Source organism: Micromonospora sp. WMMD1219 (assembly GCF_049315215.1).
In the GTDB taxonomy this organism is placed as follows: Bacteria; Actinomycetota; Actinomycetes; order Mycobacteriales; family Micromonosporaceae; genus Micromonospora; species Micromonospora tulbaghiae.
The window spans coordinates 3,869,549-3,892,025 of the sequence record NZ_CP186057.1; the positions used below are offsets into that span (position 1 = coordinate 3,869,549).

The 22,477-nt window shown below is 71.1% G+C and carries 17 protein-coding genes; 9 read left to right on the forward strand and 8 right to left on the reverse strand.

All coding sequences use genetic code 11. The features are described 5' to 3' along the window. Nucleotide 1: 1 nt before the first annotated feature. Nucleotides 2-967, reverse strand: a complete 966-nt coding sequence (locus tag ACN27C_RS18670) for a trypsin-like serine peptidase (RefSeq protein WP_120568962.1) — start codon at nucleotides 965-967, stop codon at nucleotides 2-4. Here ACN27C_RS18670 and ACN27C_RS18675 point away from each other — a divergent pair. Both ACN27C_RS18675 and ACN27C_RS18680 read left to right on the forward strand, forming a co-directional pair. After that, nucleotides 966-1,196: a hypothetical protein gene (locus tag ACN27C_RS18675; protein ID WP_422747040.1), complete on the forward strand. Its 231-nt coding sequence runs from the start codon at nucleotides 966-968 to the stop codon at nucleotides 1,194-1,196. The genes ACN27C_RS18670 and ACN27C_RS18675 overlap by 2 nt on opposite strands. A 53-nt stretch (nucleotides 1,197-1,249) precedes the next feature. Further along, nucleotides 1,250-1,765 (forward strand): GNAT family N-acetyltransferase, encoded by a 516-nt coding sequence (locus ACN27C_RS18680; protein ID WP_422747042.1) that lies wholly within the window; start codon nucleotides 1,250-1,252, stop codon nucleotides 1,763-1,765. A 109-nt stretch (nucleotides 1,766-1,874) separates the two neighbouring features. On the opposite strand, the gene ACN27C_RS18685 is transcribed toward ACN27C_RS18680, so the two are convergent. After that, on the reverse strand, nucleotides 1,875-4,730 hold the full coding sequence (locus ACN27C_RS18685) for an aconitate hydratase (RefSeq protein ID WP_121683053.1): 2,856 nt from the start codon (nucleotides 4,728-4,730) through the stop codon (nucleotides 1,875-1,877). A 156-nt stretch (nucleotides 4,731-4,886) separates the two neighbouring features. On the opposite strand from ACN27C_RS18685, the gene ACN27C_RS18690 reads away from it, so the two are divergent. Further along, nucleotides 4,887-5,243 (forward strand): VOC family protein, encoded by a 357-nt coding sequence (locus tag ACN27C_RS18690; RefSeq protein WP_120568965.1) that lies wholly within the window; start codon nucleotides 4,887-4,889, stop codon nucleotides 5,241-5,243. Nucleotides 5,244-5,266: 23 nt separating this feature from the next. After that, nucleotides 5,267-5,920: a DedA family protein gene (locus ACN27C_RS18695; protein ID WP_358174435.1), complete on the forward strand. Its 654-nt coding sequence runs from the start codon at nucleotides 5,267-5,269 to the stop codon at nucleotides 5,918-5,920. A 610-nt stretch (nucleotides 5,921-6,530) separates the two neighbouring features. Here ACN27C_RS18695 and ACN27C_RS18700 read toward each other — a convergent pair. Further along, nucleotides 6,531-7,292, reverse strand: coding sequence for a hypothetical protein (locus tag ACN27C_RS18700; protein ID WP_422747046.1), 762 nt, complete (start codon nucleotides 7,290-7,292; stop codon nucleotides 6,531-6,533). Between the two features lie 41 nt (nucleotides 7,293-7,333). Next, nucleotides 7,334-7,522: a hypothetical protein gene (locus ACN27C_RS18705; RefSeq protein ID WP_145751969.1), complete on the reverse strand. Its 189-nt coding sequence runs from the start codon at nucleotides 7,520-7,522 to the stop codon at nucleotides 7,334-7,336. Here ACN27C_RS18705 and ACN27C_RS18710 point away from each other — a divergent pair. Together ACN27C_RS18710 and ACN27C_RS18715 are read left to right on the forward strand one after the other, a co-directional pair. Then, nucleotides 7,521-8,381 (forward strand): hypothetical protein, encoded by an 861-nt coding sequence (locus ACN27C_RS18710; RefSeq protein ID WP_422747049.1) that lies wholly within the window; start codon nucleotides 7,521-7,523, stop codon nucleotides 8,379-8,381. The genes ACN27C_RS18705 and ACN27C_RS18710 overlap by 2 nt on opposite strands. 41 nt (nucleotides 8,382-8,422) lie before the next feature. Further along, the gene (locus tag ACN27C_RS18715) at nucleotides 8,423-8,812 is read left to right on the forward strand and encodes a hypothetical protein (protein WP_030274248.1); all 390 of its coding nucleotides are present in this window, start codon (nucleotides 8,423-8,425) and stop codon (nucleotides 8,810-8,812) included. 52 nt (nucleotides 8,813-8,864) lie between these two features. Here the strand turns inward: ACN27C_RS18715 and ACN27C_RS18720 are convergent, their stop codons facing one another. Next, nucleotides 8,865-10,376 (reverse strand): APC family permease, encoded by a 1,512-nt coding sequence (locus ACN27C_RS18720; protein ID WP_422747052.1) that lies wholly within the window; start codon nucleotides 10,374-10,376, stop codon nucleotides 8,865-8,867. Between the two features lie 199 nt (nucleotides 10,377-10,575). On the opposite strand from ACN27C_RS18720, the gene ACN27C_RS18725 reads away from it, so the two are divergent. Then, nucleotides 10,576-11,229, forward strand: a complete 654-nt coding sequence (locus ACN27C_RS18725) for a GOLPH3/VPS74 family protein (protein ID WP_018788275.1) — start codon at nucleotides 10,576-10,578, stop codon at nucleotides 11,227-11,229. A gap of 39 nt (nucleotides 11,230-11,268) precedes the next feature. Here the strand turns inward: ACN27C_RS18725 and ACN27C_RS18730 are convergent, their stop codons facing one another. Further along, complete coding sequence (locus ACN27C_RS18730) at nucleotides 11,269-11,787, reverse strand: GNAT family N-acetyltransferase (RefSeq protein ID WP_233585606.1); 519 nt, start codon at nucleotides 11,785-11,787, stop codon at nucleotides 11,269-11,271. A gap of 235 nt (nucleotides 11,788-12,022) precedes the next feature. Between ACN27C_RS18730 and ACN27C_RS18735 the strand changes: the two genes are divergently transcribed. Continuing rightward, nucleotides 12,023-12,709 carry a cellulose binding domain-containing protein gene (locus tag ACN27C_RS18735; protein ID WP_422747055.1) on the forward strand — a complete coding sequence of 229 codons (687 nt, stop codon included), beginning with the start codon at nucleotides 12,023-12,025 and terminating at the stop codon, nucleotides 12,707-12,709. A 143-nt stretch (nucleotides 12,710-12,852) separates the two neighbouring features. Next, nucleotides 12,853-18,348, forward strand: coding sequence for a pullulanase-type alpha-1,6-glucosidase (gene pulA, locus ACN27C_RS18740; RefSeq protein ID WP_422747057.1), 5,496 nt, complete (start codon nucleotides 12,853-12,855; stop codon nucleotides 18,346-18,348). A gap of 71 nt (nucleotides 18,349-18,419) precedes the next feature. Here pulA and ACN27C_RS18745 read toward each other — a convergent pair whose 3' ends face one another. Beyond that, nucleotides 18,420-20,297 carry a hypothetical protein gene (locus ACN27C_RS18745; RefSeq protein ID WP_422747060.1) on the reverse strand — a complete coding sequence of 626 codons (1,878 nt, stop codon included), beginning with the start codon at nucleotides 20,295-20,297 and terminating at the stop codon, nucleotides 18,420-18,422. Between the two features lie 285 nt (nucleotides 20,298-20,582). After that, the gene (locus ACN27C_RS18750) at nucleotides 20,583-22,328 is read right to left on the reverse strand and encodes a hypothetical protein (RefSeq protein WP_422747062.1); all 1,746 of its coding nucleotides are present in this window, start codon (nucleotides 22,326-22,328) and stop codon (nucleotides 20,583-20,585) included. Nucleotides 22,329-22,477: the final 149 nt, after the last annotated feature.

Here is a 22,477-nt window from a genome sequence, read left to right on the forward strand (position 1 = left end):
TTCACCAGGTGTCGTTCGCGTACGTGTTGTAGAGCGTCCCCACCACCGCGGCGGAGAAGTACGGCGAGCCGTTCGTGTTCGAGCCGCTCGAGTAGCTCATCACCCCGTGCACGTCACCGCGCCTGGTGGTGTTGTCGTAGCTGTAGTACCACGGACCGCCGCTCGAACCGCCTCCGAAGCCGCAGTTCATCTCGATCCGGTTGCTGCCCGCGTCCCGCGACGTGCCCGAGCAGACCCACTGGACCTCACCGCTGTCCTTGTTGCTCGGGTAGCCGAAGATGTCGTAGTGGTACGCCCGGCCACCGCCGGTGAGCAGCCCGTTCGCGCCGACCGCGTCCACGATCGACCGGCTGCCGTAGACGAGCGCGACCGCCACGTCGTACTGCCGCTCGCGGGTGCTGATCCAGCCGCTCGGCACCGCGAGCGTGGACCAGTCCCAGGTGCCGTACGGCTGCGCGCCGTTGCGGTACGACGGCACGAACATCCAGTTCGCGGTGTGCCAGTCCCGGCCCGGCCCGTCGTGCACACAGTGCGCGGCCGTGAAGACCATGTTGCGCGCCGGGCTGTTCACCACGCTCGCGGAGCAGTAGTGGCCGAGACCGTCGGTCGAACTGGTGTAGAAGATCTTCCCCACCGTGATCGACTCGTTCAGCTGGGCGCCGAACCCGCTGCCGTCCTTCGGCGCCACCGCCTCCGCGAAGCGCCGCACCCGCTCCGCCACAGGACTCTGGGTGACCGGGCCGGCGGACTTCTCCACCTCGTCGGCCGGAGTGGCCGCTGCCATGCGCTCGGCCGTCCAGTAGGCCCTGGCCTGCGCGGACGACCCCGCCTTGCGCTCGATCGACGTGACAGCGGCCGGAGCGGCCGTGCCCGCGGTGGTGCCGGTGCCGGCCAGCGCCGGAGTGCCGGCGAGGATCGCCGGCAGGATCAGGGCCGGCAGGGCCAGAAGTCTGATCGTCGTCTTCATGAAATCCTTCCCAGTGTTCGATTCCCGGATCGAAACTGGAGCGCCCCCGTTGTTCATCGCGATGTCGGCAACGTATCGACGGGATTCGGAGCATGTCAACGAATCATGGACGTCGATTGTTTGCAGTGTCGGATGTGCGATCGGGGAGGGCGGGGACATCATCGAATTGCAATTTAGCAATGAGTGGGGTGCCGGCTTCGGCGGGCCGTTCGTTGCCGCCGGTCCGTGAGCGGCGATCGATCTCGGTAGCCTCGAAGCCGTGACGAAGCGACCGGAACCACGATGACTGCTGATCCGCCGCCTGCCACCGAGCGACTGACCTTCGCCGAGATGACCGTCGACGACCTCGACGACATGGCCGCCATGCTCGGCGACCCGCTCGTGATGCGTTACTACCCGCGACCGAAGACCCGGTCGGAGGCGCTGGACTGGATCCGCTGGAACGAGGGCCTCTATCGCGGGCACGGCTTCGGACTGTGGGTGCTCAGGTCACGGGCGACAGGCGAGTTCGTCGGCGACTGCGGTCTCACTCCGCAGTCGGTGGACGGGGTGACGGAGGTCGAGGTCGGTTACCACCTGCGGACCGGGATGCAGGGTCGCGGATTCGCCACGGAGGCGGCGGCCGCGTGTCGCGACCACGCGCGCGACCGGCTGGCCGTCGACCGCCTCATCGCGATCATCCACCCCGACAACACGCCCTCACAGCGGGTCGCGGAGCGGATCGGGCTGAGCTTCGAGCGTGCGACCACGTCCGGATCGGGGGATCCGGTGCACGTGTACGCCGCGCGCCTGGCCTGACCGGGCTCAGCGGCGGGTCGACGTCAGGAACCGGGTTGATGCGGCCGGGGTACGGCGAGGGCCGCTCCCCGCCGGAGCGGGAAGCGGCCCTGTGTCAGCCGTACGCGAATCAGCTCGCGATCATGCGGCGCAGCACGTACTGCAGGATGCCGCCGTGCCGGTAGTAGTCCGCCTCACCCGGGGTGTCGATGCGGACCACGGCGTCGAACTCCACGCCGGTGTCGGTGGTGACCTTCACCGTACGCGGGGTGTCGCCGTCGTTGAGCGCGGTGACGCCGCTGATCGAGAACGTCTCGGTGCCGGTCAGGCCCAGCGACTCGGCGGTCTCGCCGCCCGGGAACTGCAGCGGCAGCACGCCCATGCCGATCAGGTTCGAGCGGTGGATCCGCTCGTACGACTCGGCGATGACCGCCTTCACGCCCAGCAGCATGGTGCCCTTGGCCGCCCAGTCACGCGACGAGCCGGAGCCGTACTCCTTGCCGGCCAGGATGACCAGCGGGACGCCCGCCTCCTGGTAGGCCATCGAGGCGTCGTAGATCGAGGTCTGCTCGCCGGTCAGGTGGTTCACAGTGAAGCCGCCCTCCACGCCCGGGACGAGCTGGTTGCGCAGCCGGATGTTGGCGAACGTGCCCCGGATCATCACCTCGTGGTTGCCCCGGCGGGAGCCGTACGAGTTGAACTCGTGCCGGGCCACGCCGTGCTCGGCCAGGTACTTGCCGGCGGGGGAGTCCGCCTTGATCGAACCGGCCGGGGAGATGTGGTCGGTGGTCACCGAGTCGCCCAGCTTCGCCAGCACCCGCGCGTCCGCGATGTCCTGCACCGGGGTCGGCTCCTGCTGCATGCCCTCGAAGTACGGGGGCTTGCGCACGTAGGTCGACTCGCCGTCCCAGGAGAACGTGTCACCGGTCGGGGTCGGCAGCGACTGCCAGCGCTCGTCACCGGCGAACACGTCGGCGTACGCGGCGCTGAAGCCGGTCGCGCCGATCGCGGAGGCGATGACGTCCTGGATCTCGGCGCTGTTCGGCCAGATCTCCCGCAGGAACACCGGGTTGCCCTGGGCGTCCTCGCCGATCGGCTCGTTGGCCAGGTCGATGTCCATGGTGCCGGCGAGCGCGTACGCGACCACCAGCGGCGGGGACGCCAGGTAGTTCATCTTGACGTCCGGGTTGATCCGGCCCTCGAAGTTGCGGTTGCCGGACAGCACCGACACGACCGCCAGGTCACCGTCGTTGACGGCGGCGGAGACCTCCTCCGGCAGCGGGCCGGAGTTGCCGATGCAGGTGGTGCAGCCGTAGCCGACCAGGTTGAAGCCGAGCTTCTCCAGGTACGGCGTGAGGCCGGCGCGGTCGTAGTAGTCCATGACGACCTTCGAGCCCGGCGCCAGGGTGGTCTTCACCCACGGCTTGCGGGCCAGGCCCTTCTCCACCGCGTTGCGGGCCAGCAGCGCGGCGCCGATCATCACCTGCGGGTTCGAGGTGTTGGTGCAGGAGGTGATCGCGGCGATCACCACGGCGCCGTGGTCCAGCTCGTACTCGACGCCGTCGGCGCTGGTCACGCGTACCGGATTGCTCGCCCGGCCGCCCGCGCCCACAGCGGCGGTCTCCAGGTCGCGCGGCGCGTCCGCCGGGTCGTTGACGCCGTTGGCGGGGGAGTCGCTGGCCGGGAACGACTCGGCCGACGCCTCGTCGGCCGGGCCGTCGGCGCCGAACGGCTTCTCCTGCTGCGGCACGCCCGGCTTGCGGCCCGGGTCGCCGCCGGTCTCGTCGGCGGCCACGTAGTCGCTGAGCGCGGCGCGGAACAGCGTCTTGGCGCTGCCCAGCGGCACCCGGTCCTGCGGGCGCTTCGGGCCGGCCAGCGACGGCTCGATGGTGCCGAGGTCCAGCTCCAGGCGCTCGGAGTACTCCGGCTCGCGCTCCGGGTCGTGCCAGAGGCCCTGCTCCTTGGCGTACGCCTCGACCAGCGCCACCTGGGACGCGTCGCGGCCGGTCAGCTCCAGGTAGCGGACGGTCTCGGCGTCGATCGGGAAGATCGCCACGGTCGAGCCGTACTCCGGCGACATGTTGCCGATGGTGGCGCGGTTGGCCAGCGGCACGGCGCTCACGCCGGGGCCGTAGAACTCGACGAACTTGCCGACCACGCCGTGCTTGCGCAGCATCTCGGTGATGGTCAGCACCAGGTCGGTGGCGGTGGTGCCGGCCGGCATCTCACCGGAGAGCTTGAAGCCGACCACGCGGGGGATCAGCATGCTGACCGGCTGGCCGAGCATCGCGGCCTCGGCCTCGATGCCGCCGACGCCCCAGCCCAGCACGCCCAGGCCGTTGACCATGGTGGTGTGCGAGTCGGTGCCGACGACCGTGTCCGGGTACGCCTGGCCGTTGCGCTCCATGATCGTACGAGCCAGGTACTCGATGTTGACCTGGTGCACGATGCCGGTGCCCGGCGGGACGACCTTGAACTCGTTGAACGCGGTCTGGCCCCAGCGCAGGAACTGGTAGCGCTCCTTGTTGCGCTCGTACTCCAGCTCGACGTTGCGCTCGAAGGCGTCCTCGCGGCCGAACAGGTCGGCGATGACCGAGTGGTCGATGACCAGCTCGGCCGGAGCGAGGGGGTTGACCTTGGTGGCGTCGCCGCCCAGGTCACGGACCGCCTCGCGCATGGTGGCCAGGTCGACCACGCAGGGCACGCCGGTGAAGTCCTGCATCAGCACCCGGGCCGGGGTGAACTGGATCTCCACGCTCGGGTCGGCGGTGGCGTCCCACGCGCCGAGCTGCTGGATGTGGTCGGCGGTGATGTTCGCGCCGTCCTCGGTCCGCAGCAGGTTCTCCAGCAGGATCTTCAAGCTGTAGGGCAGCCGCTCGTGGCCCTCCACCTTGTCGATCCTGAAAATCTCGTAGCTCGCGTCTCCGACGCGTAGCTGGGTCTTCGCACCGAAGGTGTCGAGGCTCGCCACGTCGTACTCCTTCACACCAGCGACCGTGAGTAGTCCTGAGCAGTTTGTCGCACCGACCGGGGCGCTGCCGTGCTTAGGCAACACTTACCTGCGTCGGTCTCTACAAAACCGTACGTCCGTCTTGCTATTCGTGCAACCTCGTGCCACGCTGCGGGACGAGGAGGTGCCACCATGATCCATCACGTCCTGCTCGCCTGCCCCCGCGGCTCCGAGGACGCGTCCCGCTCCTTCTACACCGGGCTGCTCGGCCTCACCGAGAAGCCCAAACCCCCGGCCCTCGCCGCCCGCGGCGGCTGCTGGTTCACCGGGTACGACACCGAGCTGCACCTGGGCGTCGAGGACGACTTCCGGCCCGCCCGCAAGGCGCACCCCGCGCTGCTGCGCCCCGACCTGGACGAGCTGGCCGCCCGCCTCGACGCCGCCGGACACGCCGTGACCTGGGGCGACGACGAGATTCCCGGCATGCGGCGGTTCCACACGTACGACCCGCACGGCAACCGGCTGGAGTTCCTGGCCCCCGCGGGCTGACCCGGCGCGGGTAGGGTCGGCGGGTGGTCGACGTACAGCACTGGCTCGCCGCGCTCCCGCCGGCCCTGATCTGCCTGCTCGTGGGCGGCGTGATCGGGGTGGAGAGCATGGGCATCCCGCTGCCCGGCGAGATCGTGCTGGTCAGCGCCGCGCTGCTCGCCGCCACCGGCGCCGTCGGGCCCGAGTGGGTGGCGACCGCCGCGGCCACCGGCGCCATCATCGGCGACTCCATCGGGTACGCGGTGGGCCGCCGAGGTGGCCGCCCCCTGCTGGAACGACTCGGCCGGCGCTTCCCGAAACACCTCGGCCCGGCACACCTGGCCCGCGCCGAGCTGAGCTTCGCCCGGCACGGCGTCTGGGCGGTGTTCTTCGGACGGTTCGTCGCGCTGCTGCGCATCCTCGCCGGGCCGCTAGCCGGGGCGCTGCGCGTGCCGTACCGCCGGTTCCTGGTCGCCAACGCCGCAGGCGGGCTGGTGTGGGCGTTCGGCACCACCTACCTGCTGTTCTATCTCGGGCAGGCTGCCGAGCACTGGCTCAAGGACATCTCCTGGGCCGGGCTGGTGCTGGCCGTGCTGGCCGGCGTGGTCAGCACCGCGTGGCTGCGCCGCCGGGCCAAGCGCCTGCACGTGTCCGAGCCCTCCGACCAGCCCGCCCCGGTCCCCGCCGCCGACCGCTGACCCCCTTCGCCCCACGGCCAGAAGGCGGACGACCCAGTCCAGCGCTTCCAGGACATCACCGGCCAGGGCCGCACCGCGCTCTCCTCGCCCCGTTCCGCCCTGACGCCGGCTCGCCTTCAGGCCGGCTCGCCTTCGTGCTGGCTCGCCTTTCGTCCCGGCGCACCCCGCGCGGTGATCAAGGAGTTTGTGTCCTGGGAGGGCTCCCGCAGGGACACAAACTCCTTGATCACCGACGCGGATCGAGGCGGGTGGGGTGGAGCAGGGCGGACGGGAGGGGCCGGGTCGGCGGGGTGGGGCGGACCGGGGCGGACCGGAGCGGACCGGAGCGGGCCGGGACAGGAGGGACAGGTGGGACAGGCGGGACAGCTCGGCCGGATGGGCGATGGGCGGCGACCGGCGGCGGGGCAGGGGCGGGGCGCGGTGGACCGCCGGACCGGGTGAGTGGGGTGCACGGGATGCGCGCGACGCCGGGCGCGCTGCCCTGCCCCGTCGATCATGAAGTTGGCGGTGGCTGGTGTCTGATTTGTCGCCGCCAACTTCATGATCAACGCGGTGGGCGCGTTCCGCCTTGCGGGACAGTGGTCCTGGAAAGTGGGCGGTGCGGCCGGGATCAGGGGGTGGTGAGCAGGGTGATCAAGGTGTCGCGGGCGGTGCGGACTGCGGCCCGAGACTCCTCGGTGTGGTCCAGCGCGTCGAATCCGTGCTGTCCGTTCGGCACGTCCACCACGCACAGCGGGATGCCGCGCCGCCGCGCGACCACCGTGAACGCCTCGATGGTGGGGGCGACCTCGGGCCGTTCCCGCCCCGCCCGGGTCAGCACGAGCGTCGGCCCCGCCGCGCCCTCCGCCTGCGCGGCGTCGGTCCGGTCCGAGGGCAGGTCGAGGGCGTCTATCGGGCGGAAGCGCGGGTCCACCGGGGGCCATCCGGGCAGCGGGGCCAGCAGCGGATAGGTCGCGGCCACGCCGCGCAGCCAGACCGGCGGGTCGCGGAGCCAGTCGCCGAGCAGCAGGCCGGCGCCGGAGAAGAACCAGAGGCCGAGCCGGTCGGGGTCGACGCGCGGGTCGGCGCGAAGCAGTTCGGCGGTGGCGGCGACCCGGGCGGCGACCGTGTACAGGTCGTCCGGGCTGGCCACGGTGAGCCGGGGGGTCGCGGCCAGCACGCCCGCCTCGGCGAGCAGCGCGCCGTAGCCCCGGTAGAGCGGCCAGTCCCGCGCGTCGGGCGCCTCGGACGGTCCCGGTACGCCGTGCACGACGACGACCGCGGGATGCCGGCCGTCGCCGGTGGGCACGTGCAGGTCGACGTCGCCGTGCCGCTCGACGGCGGCGGGCGGAGGATCGAGGACGAATGGGCTCTCCCAGAAAACGGTTCCCATCATTGCGATGGTAGGAGAATCCGCCGCCCCCGACTGTCCGGTCAGGACGAGGAGGCCTTGGCGTGCCGCTCGCGCAGCCGCTCCCGGATCTCCTCCGGGGTGTACGCCCGGCGCCGCCGTTCGGCCCGCGCCACCACCACTCCGGTCGCCGCGACGCCGGCGAGACCCGCGAGTCCGAGTACCTTCCACCACCGCATCCGTTGCCGCATCCGCATAGGGTAGTCCTCCATGAGCATCAGCCTGGACGAGGCAGTGGAGCTGACCCGCACCGGCGACCTGTGGGTGTTCCGCGGACGCAGCGTGCCCGACCGGGCCATCCAGCTCACCACGAACAGCCCGGTGAACCACGTCGGTATGGCGGTGGTGCTCGACGACATGCCGCCGCTGATGTGGCACGCCGAGCTGGGGCGTTCGCTGCCGGACATGTGGACCGGCACCCACCAGCGCGGCGTGCAGCTGCACGACCTGCGGGACGCGGTCTGCGTCTGGGCCAACCGGTACGGCCAGCGGGGCTGGCTGCGCCAGCTCGAACCACCGGCCGACACGGCGATGGAGGAGGCGGTGCTGCGTACCGTGGCTCGCCTGGACGGCACGCCGTTCCCGTCCACCGCGCAGCTCGCCTGGCGGTGGGCGCGGGGCCGGCTGCCGCACCCGCGCCGCCTGAGCCTCGGCGCCCTCCGGGGCAGGACCGGCGACCGGAACCAGATCGGCATCCTGAACAGGATCATCGACAGGGGCGAGGCCGGCAGCCGGGGCAGGGCCGGCGAGACCGGCCACCGAGGCGATACCGGCCACCGAGGCGATACCGGCCACCGGGGCGATACCGGCGACCGGGGCGATACCGGCGACCGGGGCGAGACCGGCGACACGAGCAGGATCGGCGACGCCGGCAGGGAGAACGCCGCCGCGCTGGAGACCGCGTACTGCGCCGAGGTGGTCGCGGTGACCTACGAGGCGATGGGCCTGCTGCCCGCCGGGCGACGGCCCAACTGGTACGACCCGGGCCGGTTCTGGAGCGGCGACGACCTGGCGCTGCGCGGCGGCGCGCACCTCGGCGCCGAGATCGAGGTACGGATCCCGCCGCGCTGAGGAAGGTTTGCCGCCGGGGCGGGCCGGTAATGAGGAGCGTCGTGACGGCTTCCACCGACCTCGACACGCTCACCGACTTCTTCGACCGGTACGGCGTGGCGCTGACCACTGCCGACGTGCCGGCCATCGCCGGCTGCTACGCCCTGCCCGGGCTGGTGGTCGCCGACACCTACAGCTTCTCGTTCACCTCGCCCGCTGCGGTGGCACTCAGTTTCGTCGGCGCCGCGCCGGACTACCAGGAGCGGGAACTCGTCGCCGCGAACGCGCAGATCGAGGACGTGCAGCAGATCTCCGCGCTGCTCACCGAGGTGGCGGTGCGCTGGGAGTTCCTGGACAGCCAGGGCGGCGCGGTCCCCGGCGAGCGCTACCGCTACCTGCTGCGCACCACCGAGGACGGCCCGGTTATCTGCACCGTCATCCGTACCGCCTGATCGTGGTGGTGCGGCGGCCGGCCCGCGTGGCCGGCCGCCGCACCGACGGGCGTCAGCGGTGGTGGGCGCCGGCCCAGCGGTCGGCCTCGGGGGCCGGGTGCAGGCCGGGCTCGTGCAGGCCCTCCTCGGTGACCTGGCCGATCCGGCGGTACGTCTCCGGCCGGCTGGTGCGCAGGATCGCGCCCCAGATCAGGCCGACCACGCCCGCCGCCACCGGGATCGCCGGCAGCAGCCACTTCAGGTAGCTCGCCGTGTCGGGGGCGAGCAGCGCGTCGAAGTTGAACAGCAGCACCAGCAGCACGGCGGTGAGCAGGACCGTGCCGAGCGCCGGGGCGATCGCCCGCTGCCACGCGCTCTCCGGGCCGGGACGGCCCCGGAAGAAGCCGACCACGGAGGCGGAGGTGAGCGTCATCAGCAGCACGACGCCGACCGCCGCCGCGCCGGACAGCCAGGTGAACAGGTCGATGACCGGGTCACGGCCGGTCATCGCGAACGCCAGGAACACCACGACGGCGAGGATGCTCTGCACCAGCGAGCCCGCGACCGGTGCGCCGCTGCGGCTGGAGGTGGCGCCGAGGAAGCCCGGCAGCACCCGCTCCCGGCCCAGCGCGAACAGGTAGCGCGCCACGCCGTTGTGGAACGACAGCAGGGCGGCCAGCACGCTGGTGATGAACAGGACGTTGGCGATGTCGGCGACGACCGCGCCGGTGTACTGGTCGAGCGCGCCGAAGATGATGCCCGGTCCCGCCTCGGCGCTGGCCGCCGGGGCGTTCTCCGGACCGGTGAGCACGGTCAGCGCCCAGGCCGAGAAGGCGTAGAACAGGCCGGTGAACGCCACCGCGATGTAGGTGGCCCGGGCCACGGTGCGCCGCGGGTCCTTGACCTCCTCGCTGTAGATGGCGCCGCTCTCGAAGCCGGTGAAGGAGGCGATGGTGAACGCGAGCACCGCGCCGAAGCCGGCGCCGAACAGATGGCCGGGGCTGATGCCGGCGGTGGTGACGGTGCCGCCGTCGGGGTTGGCGAAGGCGACCAGGTCGAAGATCAGCACGGCCACGCACTCGAGGATGAGCAGCACCGCGAGCACCGTGGCGTTGAGGTCGATGCGCAGGACGCCGAGCGCGCCGATGAAGACCCAGGCCAGCAGCGCCCAGACCCACCAGTCGAGCTCGATGCCGGTCTTGGCGGACATGAAGTCGCCCAGGATCGCGCCGAGCAGGCCGTACAGACCGATCTGGATCGCGTTGTACGCCGCGAGCGCGACAGCCGAGCCGGCCACCCCGCCGGCCCGGCCGAGGCCGTTGGCGATGTACGCGTAGAACGCGCCCGCGTTGGCGACGTACCGGCTCATCGCGGCGTAGCCGGTGGCGAAGACGGCGAGCACGGCGGCGAGGAGCACGTATCCGAGCGCGGCGCCGATGTTGCCGCTGACCGCGTACATGGTGGTGACACCACCGCCGAGAACGGTCAGCGGGGCGGATGCGGCGACGGTGAAGAAGACGAGGTGAGCGGTGCCGAGACGACCGCGGCGCAGCCCACCGTCGGAGAAGAACGGATCGGAGGACAAGGCTTCTCCAGGGGAGGGAGGTGAGGGGATTGAGGTGTCTACTTCGGAACAACCTGAAGCAGGGTATTGGTGATCACGTATCGTGACAACCCCGCTTCGATATCGATTGGGGTGCGCGTGATCGGCCGGAATTGAGCTGTGCGTGGTCATGCCGTACCGTCCCGTGTCGACGATCACGGCCACCGTTCGAGGATGGACCATGACCTACCCCGGGGCGCAGGCCACTTACCGGCTTGCGGATGCGCTGTTCCTTATCGGACACGACGAGTTCACCGGCAAGCCGCACGTCGCTGTCGACCGGCTGGAGTGCGGGCTGGCCGGCGCCGCGCTCGCCGAGCTGATGTTCGAGGGCCGGATCGCCCTCGACGGAGGGGGGATCGCCGCTGTCGATCCGCGGCTGTGGCAGGAGCCGCTCACCGATCTGCTGATCACCGAGATCCTGCGCCGTGAGGGGGCGCATCCGGCCCGGCTGTGGATCCGCTACCTGCGGACCCAGCTCAACATCAACGAGCGGGTGGGCACCCGGCTGGTCACCGCCGGCGTGCTCCGCCGTGAGCAGGGCAAGCTGATCGGCCGGACGGTGCGCTGGCCGGCCATCGACCCGAACCAGGCGGCCTCACCGCGGGTGCGGCTGACCGCGATGCTGATGCACTCGTCCCCGGCCGAGCTGGACCCGGGGACGCTGCTGCTGGCGACCCTCGCCGAGGCGGTCGGGCTGGCCGCGCACATCTTCGATCCGCAGGTGGCAGCGCGGATGCGTGACTGCCGCCGGTTCCTGCCGGCTCAGCTCGAAGGGCTGCTCGCCGCCGTCGTGGGCGCGCTCGACGTCACCACCACGACGGTACGGCGATGACGTCCCGCCCCGGGCCGAGCCGGGGCGGGACGGCACCGGTCAGGCCGGGTCGCGCCACATCGGGTAGAGGCTGGGGCCCTCCGGCAGGTCCAGCGTGACCGGACGGCGCCGGAATCCGAGCCGCTCGTAGAGCGCGGCGTTGCGCGGCGAACTGGCCTCCAGGTACGCCGCGGTGCCGGCCTGATCCAGCTCGGCCAGCTTGTTACGCAGCAGCGCCGAGCCGACGCCCTTGCCGTGATGGTCCGGGTGCACCCCGATGAAGGGCAGGTACAGGTGCGGCTCGCCCGGGTGCCGCGCGCTCATCATCTCGTCCAGCACGGCGAACCGCTTCATGGCCTCCGCGCCGATAGCGGCCTCCATCCCTTCGAACTCGTCGCCTTCCTCGGCGTCGTGACCCTCGCCGGTGGGCAGCCAGAGCGTGGCGCCCAGGCCGTCGCCGGCGATGTGCACCTCACCGGTGCGCAGCGCGAACGCGACGAACGGTGCGAAGAAGGCGCGGTGGACACGCGCACGATGGTCGTCGTCGGGGAAGACCCAGCCGCTCACCGGATCCCGCATGAAAGCCTCGGCGAAAATCGCCGTCACGACGGCGGCGTCCGTCGCGGACGCCCGCCGGATACTGTCCTGCCACTCAGTCACTGGCCAACCGTCCTACCGGCTCGACGAGCCATTGTGGTCATTGATCGGCGTGCAAGGTATCAGGTGCGAGGCACCGGACGGCAGAGCTCGGGCGCGATGCTCGCCGCGACCCGGCCCGGCTGGCTACTCTGGCCCGGACCCCGACAGGAGGACCATGTCCCGCACGCGTCGTCCCGGCCCGCAGCCCGGGGCCGCCATGACCTCGTCTCCCTGGATCCTCGTCGCCGCGGGCGTGGTCGTGATGGTGGTCCTGCTGGTGGTGGCGCTCGGTTCGGTGCGGGGCCGGCGGACGTTCCCGGCGGCCGGTCCGGCGGATCCGGTGATGTCGCTGCCGCACGTCGCGCCGACGCCCACGGCGGTCACTCCCACCGGCCCGTCGCCGGTCTCCGCCACCGCCGCGGTGGTGCCGGGCCTGTCGCCCCGGTCCACCTTGTTGCCCGCCCGGCCGACTCCGGCCGCGCCGACTCCCAGCCCCCGGGGTGTGGCCCGGCCGGTGCTGCCTCCGACGCCTTCTCCGACGCCGCCGTCGGCGGTGACCGGCCGGTACAGCGTGCCGAGCGCCTTCGACGGCGGATTCATCGGTGAGGTGCTGCTGGTCAACACCGCGCGTACGGCGCGGGGCTGGACGGTGCGCGCGGTGTTCCCGGGTGGCCGGCTGGTCACCGCCTGGGTCGAGGGCGCCGAGCAGGGCGTGTTCCGCTTCGACGACGGCGTGTTCACCTACCGCAGCGGGTTCGACCTGGCCCCCGGGCAGTCGCTGCCGGTGCGGTTCCACATCGAGCGGGCCGGCACCCGGCCGGTGAGCTGCACCGTCGACGGCACGCCCTGCGCCGAACGGTAGGTCGCGCGGCCTGGTAGGGGCCGGCGTCGGATGCCTCCTCTTGCAAGGTGACTGCTTTGTTGCGGCAGTGTTTGCAAGGTATTGCAGAATGTTTCGGCAAGGGCTAGCGTGCGGGCGAATCAGCGACCAGAGAAAGGCCGTCGATGAAACCGCCGCCGATATCCCCCAAGGCGCTGCTCGCCCTGGTCACCTCCCTCGTACTCACTCTCGTCGGCGTGCCGGTGGCCCTCCACCAGCTCGGCGCCGACGCCACCGGCCAGGCCGCCACCCCCGACGTCCTGGCCGCCGGCAACGCTCCGCAGTGGAACCGCGAGCCGTCCCCCGACGCGCTGCTCAAGGCCGCCGCCGGCACCAAGAAGGCGGAGCAGTTCTACTTCGTCCTGCCGGACCGGTTCGCCAACGGCGACAAGCGCAACGACACCGGCGGCCTGACCGGCGGCCGGCTCACCACCGGCCTCGACCCGACCGACAAGGGCTTCTACCACGGGGGCGACCTCAAGGGCCTGATCGACCGGATGGACTACATCCAGGGCCTCGGCACCACGGCCATCTGGCTCGCGCCGATCTTCAAGAACCGGCCGGTGCAGGGCACCGGCGCGGACGTCTCGGCCGGCTACCACGGCTACTGGATCACCGACTTCACCCAGGTCGATCCGCACTTCGGCACCAACGCCGAGCTGAAGAAGCTGGTCGACCTGGCCCACCGGCGGGGCATCAAGGTCTACCTCGACATCATCGTCAACCACACCGCCGACGTCATCCGGTACGCCGAGGACAAGTACGGCTACGTGGACAAGAAGACCGCCCCCTACCGCGACGCGCAGGGACGCCCTTTCGAGGACCGCAACTACGCCGACGGCACCCGGAAGTTCCCGGCGGTGAACGAGAAGTCGTTCCCGTACACCCCGGTGTTCGCCACCCCGGCCGACGCGAAGGTCAAGGTGCCGGCGTGGCTGAACGACCCGACCATGTACCACAACCGCGGTGACTCCACGTTCGCCGGGGAGAACAGCGAGTACGGCGACTTCTTCGGCCTCGACGACCTGTGGACCGAACGTCCCGAGGTGGTCCGCGGCATGACCGACATCTACGCCCAGTGGATCGGCAAGGCCGGCGTGGACGGGTTCCGCCTCGACACGGTCAAGCACACCAACCTCGACTTCTGGCCGCAGTTCGCCCGCGGCATCGACGCCGCCGCGGCCAAGGCCGGCAAGAAGGACTTCTTCATGTTCGGCGAGGTCTACAGCGCCGAGCAGGAGATCCAGTCCACCTACGTGCGGCAGGGCGGGCTGCCCGCCACGCTCGACTTCTCGTTCCAGGAGGCGGCACGCGGGTACGCCGCCGCCGACGGCTCGGCCAAGGCGCTCGCCGACGTCTACGCCAAGGACGACCTGTACTCCGCGCGGGACACGAACGCCAACCGGCTCACCACGTTCCTGGGCAACCACGACATGGGCCGGATCGGCTCGTTCGCCGCCGCCGCCGGCGGTGACGACGCCACCCAGCTGAACCGCAGCCGGCTCGCGCACCAGCTCATGTTCCTCACCCGGGGCCAGCCGGTCGTCTACTCCGGCGACGAGCAGGGCTTCACCGGCCCGGGCGGCGACAAGGACGCCCGGCAGGACATGTTCGCCTCACGGACCGCCGACTACCTCGACGACGACCTGATCGGCACCACCCGCACCCACGCCGCCGACCAGTACGACACCCGCCACCCGCTCTACCGGACCATCGCCGAGCTGGGCGAGCTGCGGTCGGCGCACCCGGCGCTGCGCGACGGCGTGCAGGTGACCCGGCACGCGGCCGACGGGCCGGGCGTGTTCGCGTTCTCCCGCGTCCTGCCCGCCGACCGGATCGAGTACGTGGCGGCGGTGAACAACGCCGCGACGCCGCAGACTGTCACGGTGGACACCTGGTCGGCCGGCGCCCGCTTCACCGGCGTGTACGGCGGCGCCGCGGGCGCGACTGCCGGCGCGGACGGCAAGCTGAGCGTCACCGTGCCGGCGATGTCGGCGCTGGTGCTGAAGGCCGACCGGGCGATCCCGCAGGCCGGGGCACCGACGATCACGATCACCGAGCCGGGCGACACCCCGGTCCCCGGCAAGACTGCCGTCACCGCCCAGGTGACCGGCGACCCGCTCGCCACCGTCACGTTCGCCGCCCGGGTCGCGGGCGGCAAGTGGACGCTGCTGGGCAGCGCGCAGCGCGCGCCGTACACCGTGCACCACGACCTGACCGGCCTGCCCGGCGGCACCCGCGTGGAGTACAAGGCGGTGGTCCGCGACGGCAAGGGCCGCACCGCCACCGCCCGCGCCACCGGCACCGTCGGCACCCCCGCACAGGGCGCGTCACGCGACTGGGCGATCGTGCACTACCAGCGCCCGGCCGGCGGGTACGACGACTGGCGGCTGTACGCCTGGGGCGACATCGACCCGGCGTACGTGACGCAGTGGCCCGCCGGGCAGCCGTTCGCCGGTGAGGACTCGTACGGCCGGTTCGCCTGGGTCAAGCTCAAGCCCGGCGCGAAGTCGGTCGGATTCCTCGTGATCGACGGCGACGGCAACAAGGACGTCGCGAACGACCGCACCATCGACGTGACTGCGACCGGCGAGGTCTGGGTCAAGCAGGGCGACCCGGCGGTCTACCCGACGCGGCAGGCCGCCACCGGCGAGCCCGACCCGCCCGTCGCCCAGGACACGGCGCTGATCCACTGGCGCAAGGCCGACGGGAACTACGACGGCTGGGGCCTGCACCTGTGGGACGGCGCGGCCACCCCGACCGACTGGGCCGCCCCGCTCAAGCCCGAGAAGATCGACGCGTACGGGGCGGTGTTCCGGGTGCCCCTCGCCGCCGGGGCGACCGGGCTGAGCTACATCATTCATTCCGGTGACGAGAAGGACCAGCCCGAGGACCAGCGGCTCGACTTCGCCTCCGCCGGACGCGAGGTGTGGCTGCTCGCCGGCGTCAAGGGACGGTTGTTGCCCACCACCACGTCCGGCGCCGCCAAGGACCTCGACCTGACCAAGCAGAAGGCGCACTGGATCGACAGGTCCACAGTCGCCTGGGCGACCGGGCCGACCGACGGCAGGCGGTACGCGCTCGCCGTCGCCCCGGCCGGCGGGATCGGCCTCGCCGACGGCGAGCTGACCGGCACGTACACCACCATCGGGCTGCGGGCGCAGCGCAACGGGCTGACCGAGGCGCAACGGCAGGCGTACCCCCATCTCTGGGCCTCGCAAGCCTTCACGCTCGACCGCGCCGACCTGGCCCGGGTGCCGGCGGCGCTGCGCGGCCAGATCGTGGTGACCGAGCGGGACGCCGACGGTGCGCTGCTCGCCGCCACCGGCGTGCAGATCCCCGGCGTGCTCGACGACGTCTACGCGGCGGCGACCGGCGCGAAGCTCGGCCCGACGTTCGCCGGTCGGGTGCCCACCCTGGCGGTGTGGGCGCCGACCGCGCGGACCGTCTCGCTGGAACTGTACGACTCGCCCACGTCCCAGCCGACCAGCGTGGCGATGCGCCGCGACGACCGCACCGGCGTCTGGTCGGTACGCGGCACGAAGGCGTGGAACGGCCGCTACTACCGCTATCGGGTGCAGGCGTGGCAGCCGGCCACGCAGAAGATGGTCACCGCATCGGTGACCGACCCCTACTCGGTGGCGCTCGCCCCGAACTCCACGCACAGCCAGATCGTCGACCTGACCGACCCGGCGCTCGCACCGGCCGGCTGGGCGAACCTGCGCAAGCCGGCCGCCCCGCCGGCGTCGAAGGTCCAGATCTCCGAGCTGTCGGTGCGGGACTTCTCCATCGCCGACACCACGGTCCCGGCTGAGCGCCGGGGCACCTACCTGGCGTTCACCGATCCGAACACGGCAGGCATGAAGCACCTGCGGGCGCTCGGCGACGCCGGGGTCAACCACCTGCACCTGCTGCCGGCCTTCGACTTCGCCACCATCCCGGAGAAGCGGGCCGACCAGGCCCGGCCGGCCTGCGACCTGGCCGCGCTGCCGCCGGACTCCGACGAGCAGCAGAAATGCGTCGCGGCTGTCGCCGGCACCGACGGCTACAACTGGGGGTACGACCCGCTGCACTACACGGTGCCCGAGGGCGGGTACGCCGTAGACCCGAACGGCGCGAAGCGCACCACCGAGTTCCGCCGGATGGTCGCCGGGGTGAACCAGGCCGGCCTGCGGGTGGTCATGGACGTGGTCTACAACCACACCTCGGCCGCCGGCGCCGACCCGAAGTCGGTGCTCGACCAGGTGGTGCCCGGCTACTACCACCGGCTGCTGGACGACGGGACCGTCGCGAACTCCACCTGCTGCGCCAACACCGCCCCGGAGCACGCCATGATGGGCAAGCTCGTGGTGGACTCGCTGGTCACCTGGGCCAAGGCGTACAAGGTGGACGGGTTCCGGTTCGACCTGATGGGCCACCACCCGAAGGCGAACATCCTGGCCGTACGGGCCGCGCTGGACAAGCTCACGCTCGCCCGCGACGGCGTGGACGGTCGCAAGATCCTGTTGTACGGCGAGGGCTGGAACTTCGGCGAGGTCGCCGACGACGCCCGGTTCACGCAGGCCACCCAGGCCAACATGGCCGGCACCGGCGTCGGCACGTTCAACGACCGGCTCCGCGACGCGGTGCGCGGCGGCGGCCCGTTCGACGCCAACCCGCGGGTGCAGGGCTTCGCCTCCGGCCTCTACACCGATCCCAACGGTGACGAGGTGAACGGCTCGGCGGCCGAGCAGCGGGCCCGGCTGCTGCACCAGCACGACCTGATCAAGGTGGGGCTGACCGGGAACCTGCGCGGCTACCGGTTCACCGACTCCACCGGCAAGCGGGTCACCGGCGCCCAGGTCGACTACAACGGCGCCCCGGCCGGATACACGGCCGCGCCGGGCGAGGCGGTCACCTACGTCGACGCGCACGACAACGAGATCCTGTACGACGCGCTGGCGTACAAGCTGCCGCAGGGGACCTCGGCACAGGACCGGGCCCGGATGCAGGTGCTCGCGCTGGCGACCACAGCGCTCGGGCAGGGCGCCGGGTTCGTGACCACCGGCTCCGAGCGGCTGCGTTCGAAGTCGCTGGACCGCAACTCGTACAACTCCGGTGACTGGTTCAACCAGATCCGGTGGGACTGCGCCCAGGGCAACGGGTTCGGCGCCGGCCTGCCGCCGGAGGCGGACAACAAGGACAAGTGGTCGTACGCGAAGCCGCTGCTGGCCGATCCGTCGCTGGTGCCGGACTGCGCGGCGATCGAGCTGGCCGACGCCCGGTACGCGGAGCTGCTGCGCGTCCGCCGGTCCTCGCCGGTGTTCGGGCTCGACACCGCCGAGCAGGTGCAGAAGCGGGTGGCGTTCCCGCTGTCCGGGACGAAGGAGACCCCGGGCGTGCTCACCATGACCCTCGACGCGCGAGGGCTGGACGGGAAGTGGAAGTCGGTGACAGTCGTCTTCAACGCCACGCCGGAGAGGGCGGAGCAGACCGTCACCGGGCTGCGCGGGGCGAACGTGGCGCTGCATCCGGTGCTGCGGAACTCGGCCGACCCGGCGCTGCGTACCACGTCGTTCGACCGGGCCGCCGGTACGTTCACCGTGCCCGCGCGCAGCGTGGCGGTGTTCGTCCAGAGCTGACCGGCAAGGCCGACCGGCCCCCTGCCACGTCACGTGGCAGGGGGCCGGTCGCGTACCGGCGGACCGTCAGGTCAGTTGAAGCAGTCCTCGACGGTGTTGGCGCAGTTGGTGGGGTCGTTGTTGCTGATGAGGGACTTGTCGTCGAGCTTGACGCGTCCTTCGTTGTTGAGGACGCCGCCGGCGACCCGGTGGAGCTTGCTGGAGTCGGTGGCGGTGTTCTTGGTGACGTGGGTCTTGGTGAGGGTGATCTTCGCCTTGTTGTTGAAGATGCCGCCGCCGTTGAGGGCGGTGTTGCCCTTGATGTCGGTGTCGCGGATGGTGAGGGTGGCGTTGTCGTCCTTGTCGTGGTCGCGGGCGAGGAAGCCGTCCTCGATCTTGATGAGCCACTCGCCGTTGTAGATGCCGCCGCCGAACCGGTTGGCGGTGTTGTCGACGATCTTGCTGTCGGCGATCGTGGCGCTGGCGTGCTCCTTGTTCTCCGGGTAGCCCCAGTGCTTGCCGCCGGTGACCACGACACCGCCGCCGTCGCCGTCGGCGTGGTTCTTGGCGACGTGCACCTTGTCCAGGTCGAGGTCGGTGTTCTCGGCGTAGACGCCGCCACCGTTCTCGCAGGCGGTGTTGCCCGTGATCGCGGTGAAGGACACCGTGACGGTGCCGCCGCTGCTGAACAGGCCGCCACCGTTCTTGCCGGCGCGGTTGTCCGACAGGCTCGACTTCACACCGTCCTTGCCGTGGTCGGAACCGTAGATCTCGACCGTGCCGGCCTCGTGGTGCTTCTCCTTCTTGTCGTAGCCCTTCGGCGCGGCGGAGGCCGCCGGGCCGTGCCCACCGGACAGGCCGCTGCCGTTGGCCACACCGCCGCCGTTGCCGCCGGCGGTGTTGTCGTCGACGTGGGTCTCCTCGACCTTGAGGATGCCCTCGTTGTAGACGCCGCCGCCGTCGCCCTGGGCGTGGTTGTCGACGACCTTGCTCTCCTTGAGCCAGGTGCGGCCGTAGTTGGCGATGGCGCCGCCGTCGCCCTCGGCGTTGTTGTCGACCAGCTTGACGTTGTCCAGGTAGGCGCTGCCGCCGCGCTCGACGAGCAGTGCGCCGCCGTCACCCTCGACGCGCTTGTCGTCGTCCTTGCCGCCGTTCATGCCGCCGTCGGCGACCGGCGCGGCAGTGACGGCAGTGGTCGCCGCGGCCGGAGCCGCGACAGCCGGGGCCGCGGCCGGGGCCGCCACCGCCGGGGCGGCGGCCGGCGGCTGGCCGCCGCCGGGAGCCCCGCCACCCGGGTACTTGAACTCGTTGGCGTTTCCGCCCTTGACCGTGAGGTCCTTGAGGGTGAGGTCGCCGCCGTCGACGACGCGGAAGATGCGGAAGGTGTCTTCGGCGTCGCGCTTGATGGTGGAGCCGTTGCCCTTGATGGTGACGTCCTGCTTGATCTCGGGCAGGGCGGAGCCGAACTTGCGGTCCTTGACGCCGAGTTCGTAGGTGCAGTTCTCGGCGAGCTTGATGGTGCCGCCGTGGTCGCGGTTGGCCAGTTCGAGGGCGTCGACCAGGGCGTCGTCGTCGCAGGCGACCTCGCGGGTCTTGCCGTGGTCGTCCTTGCCGTCCTTGCCCCACTCGCCCTTGTCCGGGCCCCACTCGCCACGGTCGCGGCCTTCCTGGCCACGGTCCTTGCCGTCCTTGCCGTACCCGTCCTTCTCGTGCCCGTCCTTGTCGTAACCGTCCTTGCCGTACTCACCCTTGTCGCCGTGGTCGCCGTCGCTGAGCTGCTGCGTGGTCGACCACTTGACGTCGGCGAGCCGGTGCGGGCCGGTGGCACCGGTGGTCGCGTAGGCCACGCCGGCGAGGCTGACCGCTCCGGTCAGGCCCACAACGCCGGTGGCGAGCCACATCCGGCGACGCCGGAGCGGGGAGATGGTCTTGCTGGTGGCGTCATCGTTATTGCGAAGGTAGTTGGACATCGGAGCTCTCTGCCCTCTCCTTGTACCTGACAAGGTCGCTTCGCCCTGGCGAGGCGGCCTTCGCTACAAATCGGTTGTAGCTGCTGAAGATGACCGTATGAGAACCTTCTTCGCCTCGTGGTCATACACGAAAAAAACCCGCATAAGGGTGCGGGTGGGATGGGCGGGCGCAGTGCGGTCCGGATGCCCCGGCGGGGGACACCGCGGGCAGTAGGGCTGCTCCGGGGTGGGAGCCCTCCTCGCGCCGTGGCGCGGGGAGGGCTCCCCGGTTATGTGGTGGTTCCGTCAGTTGAAGCAGTCCTCGACGGTGTTGGCGCAGTTGGTGGGGTCGTTGTTGCTGATGAGGGACTTGTCGTCGAGCTTGACGCGTCCTTCGTTGTTGAGGACGCCGCCGGCGACCCGGTGGAGCTTGCTGGAGTCGGTGGCGGTGTTCTTGGTGACGTGGGTCTTGGTGAGGGTGATCTTCGCCTTGTTGTTGAAGATGCCTCCGCCGTTGAGGGCGGTGTTGCCCTTGATGTCGGTGTCGCGGATGGTGAGGGTGGCGTTGTCGTCCTTGTCGTGGTCGCGGGCGAGGAAGCCGTCCTCGATCTTGATGAGCCACTCGCCGTTGTAGATGCCGCCGCCGAACCGGCCGGCCGTGTTGTCCACGACGGCGCTGTCGGCGATCGTGGCGCTCCCCGCGAGACCGTCCTTCTCCGCGCCGTTGCCGGCCCAGTCCCGCCCGCCGGTCGTCACCACGCCGCCACCGTCGCCGTCGGCGTGGTTGCCCGCCACGTGGACCTTCTCCAGCAGCAGGTCGGTGTTCTCGGCGTAGACGCCACCACCGTTCTCGCAGGCGACGTTGCCGCCGATGGCGGTGAACGAAACCGTGACCCAGCCGCCGCTGCTGAACAGGCCACCACCGTTGCGACCCGCCCGGTTGTGGCTCAGCGTGCTCAGTGAGGCGTCCTTGCCCTCGTACGCCCCGGTGATCTCGACGGTGCCCGCGCGGTGCTTGCCGTGCTCGCCCTTGTCGGCCTTCGCGGCCGAGGCCAGGTCGACCGGCCCGTCGTGGTGCGCACCGCCGCCGTTGGCGATGCCGCCGCCGTTGCCGCCGGCGGTGTTGTCGTCGACGTGGGTCTCCTCGACCTTGAGGATGCCCTCGTTGTAGACGCCGCCGCCGTCGCCCTGGGCGTGGTTGTCGACGACCTTGCTCTCCTTGAGCCAGGTGCGGCCGTAGTTGGCGATGGCGCCGCCGTCGCCCTCGGCGTTGTTGTCGACCAGCTTCACGCTGTGCAGGTGCGCGCTGCCGCCGCGCTCGACCAGGAGCGCGCCGCCGTCACCCTCGAACCGCTTGTCGTCGTCCTTGCCGTCCGGTCCGGCCGCCTTCGGCACCGACGGTCCGGGGTACTTGAACTCGTTGGCGTTTCCGCCGGAGACCGTGAGGTCCTTGAGGGTGAGGTCGCCGCCGTCGACGACGCGGAAGATGCGGAAGGTGTCTTCGGCGTCGCGCTTGATGGTGGAGCCGTTGCCCTTGATGGTGACGTCCTGCTTGATCTCGGGCAGGGCGGAGCCGAACTTGCGGTCCTTGACGCCGAGTTCGTAGGTGCAGTTCTCGGCGAGCTTGATGGTGCCGCCGTGGTCGCGGTTGGCCAGTTCGAGGGCGTCGACCAGGGCGTCGTCGTCGCAGGCGACCTCGCGGGTCTTGCCGTGGTCGTCCTTGCCGTCCTTGCCCCACTCGCCCTTGTCCGCGCCCCACTCGCCACGGTCCTTGCCGTCCTTGCCGTACCCGTCCTCGCCCTTCTCGCCGCCCTTCCCGCCCTCGGCGCGGGATTCGTCACCGGCGTTCTGCGGCGCGGCGGCGTGGTTCTCCGCCACCGGTTCGGTGCCGGACTTGTCGTCGCGGGCGGCGAGACCGCCGAGCGCCGCCAGCCCGACGACGCCGGTCAGCCCGGCCACGCCGGTGGCGACCCAGAGCGCCCGCCGTTTGCTCGTCCGCGGCGGGGGCGCCATCGGAGCGCCGCCGTCGGGTGTCGTTACGTCGTTCGACATGAGAGCCCTTTCGGTTCTTCCCAAACGGGTCGCACCGCCCCAGGCCGGGCGACCAGCTACAAACCGGTTGTAGCCTCTGATCAGCACCGTATGAGAAGGTTCCTCGCGAGGAAGGCGTATCCGAAAAAAGCCCGCATTCCTCCCACGAA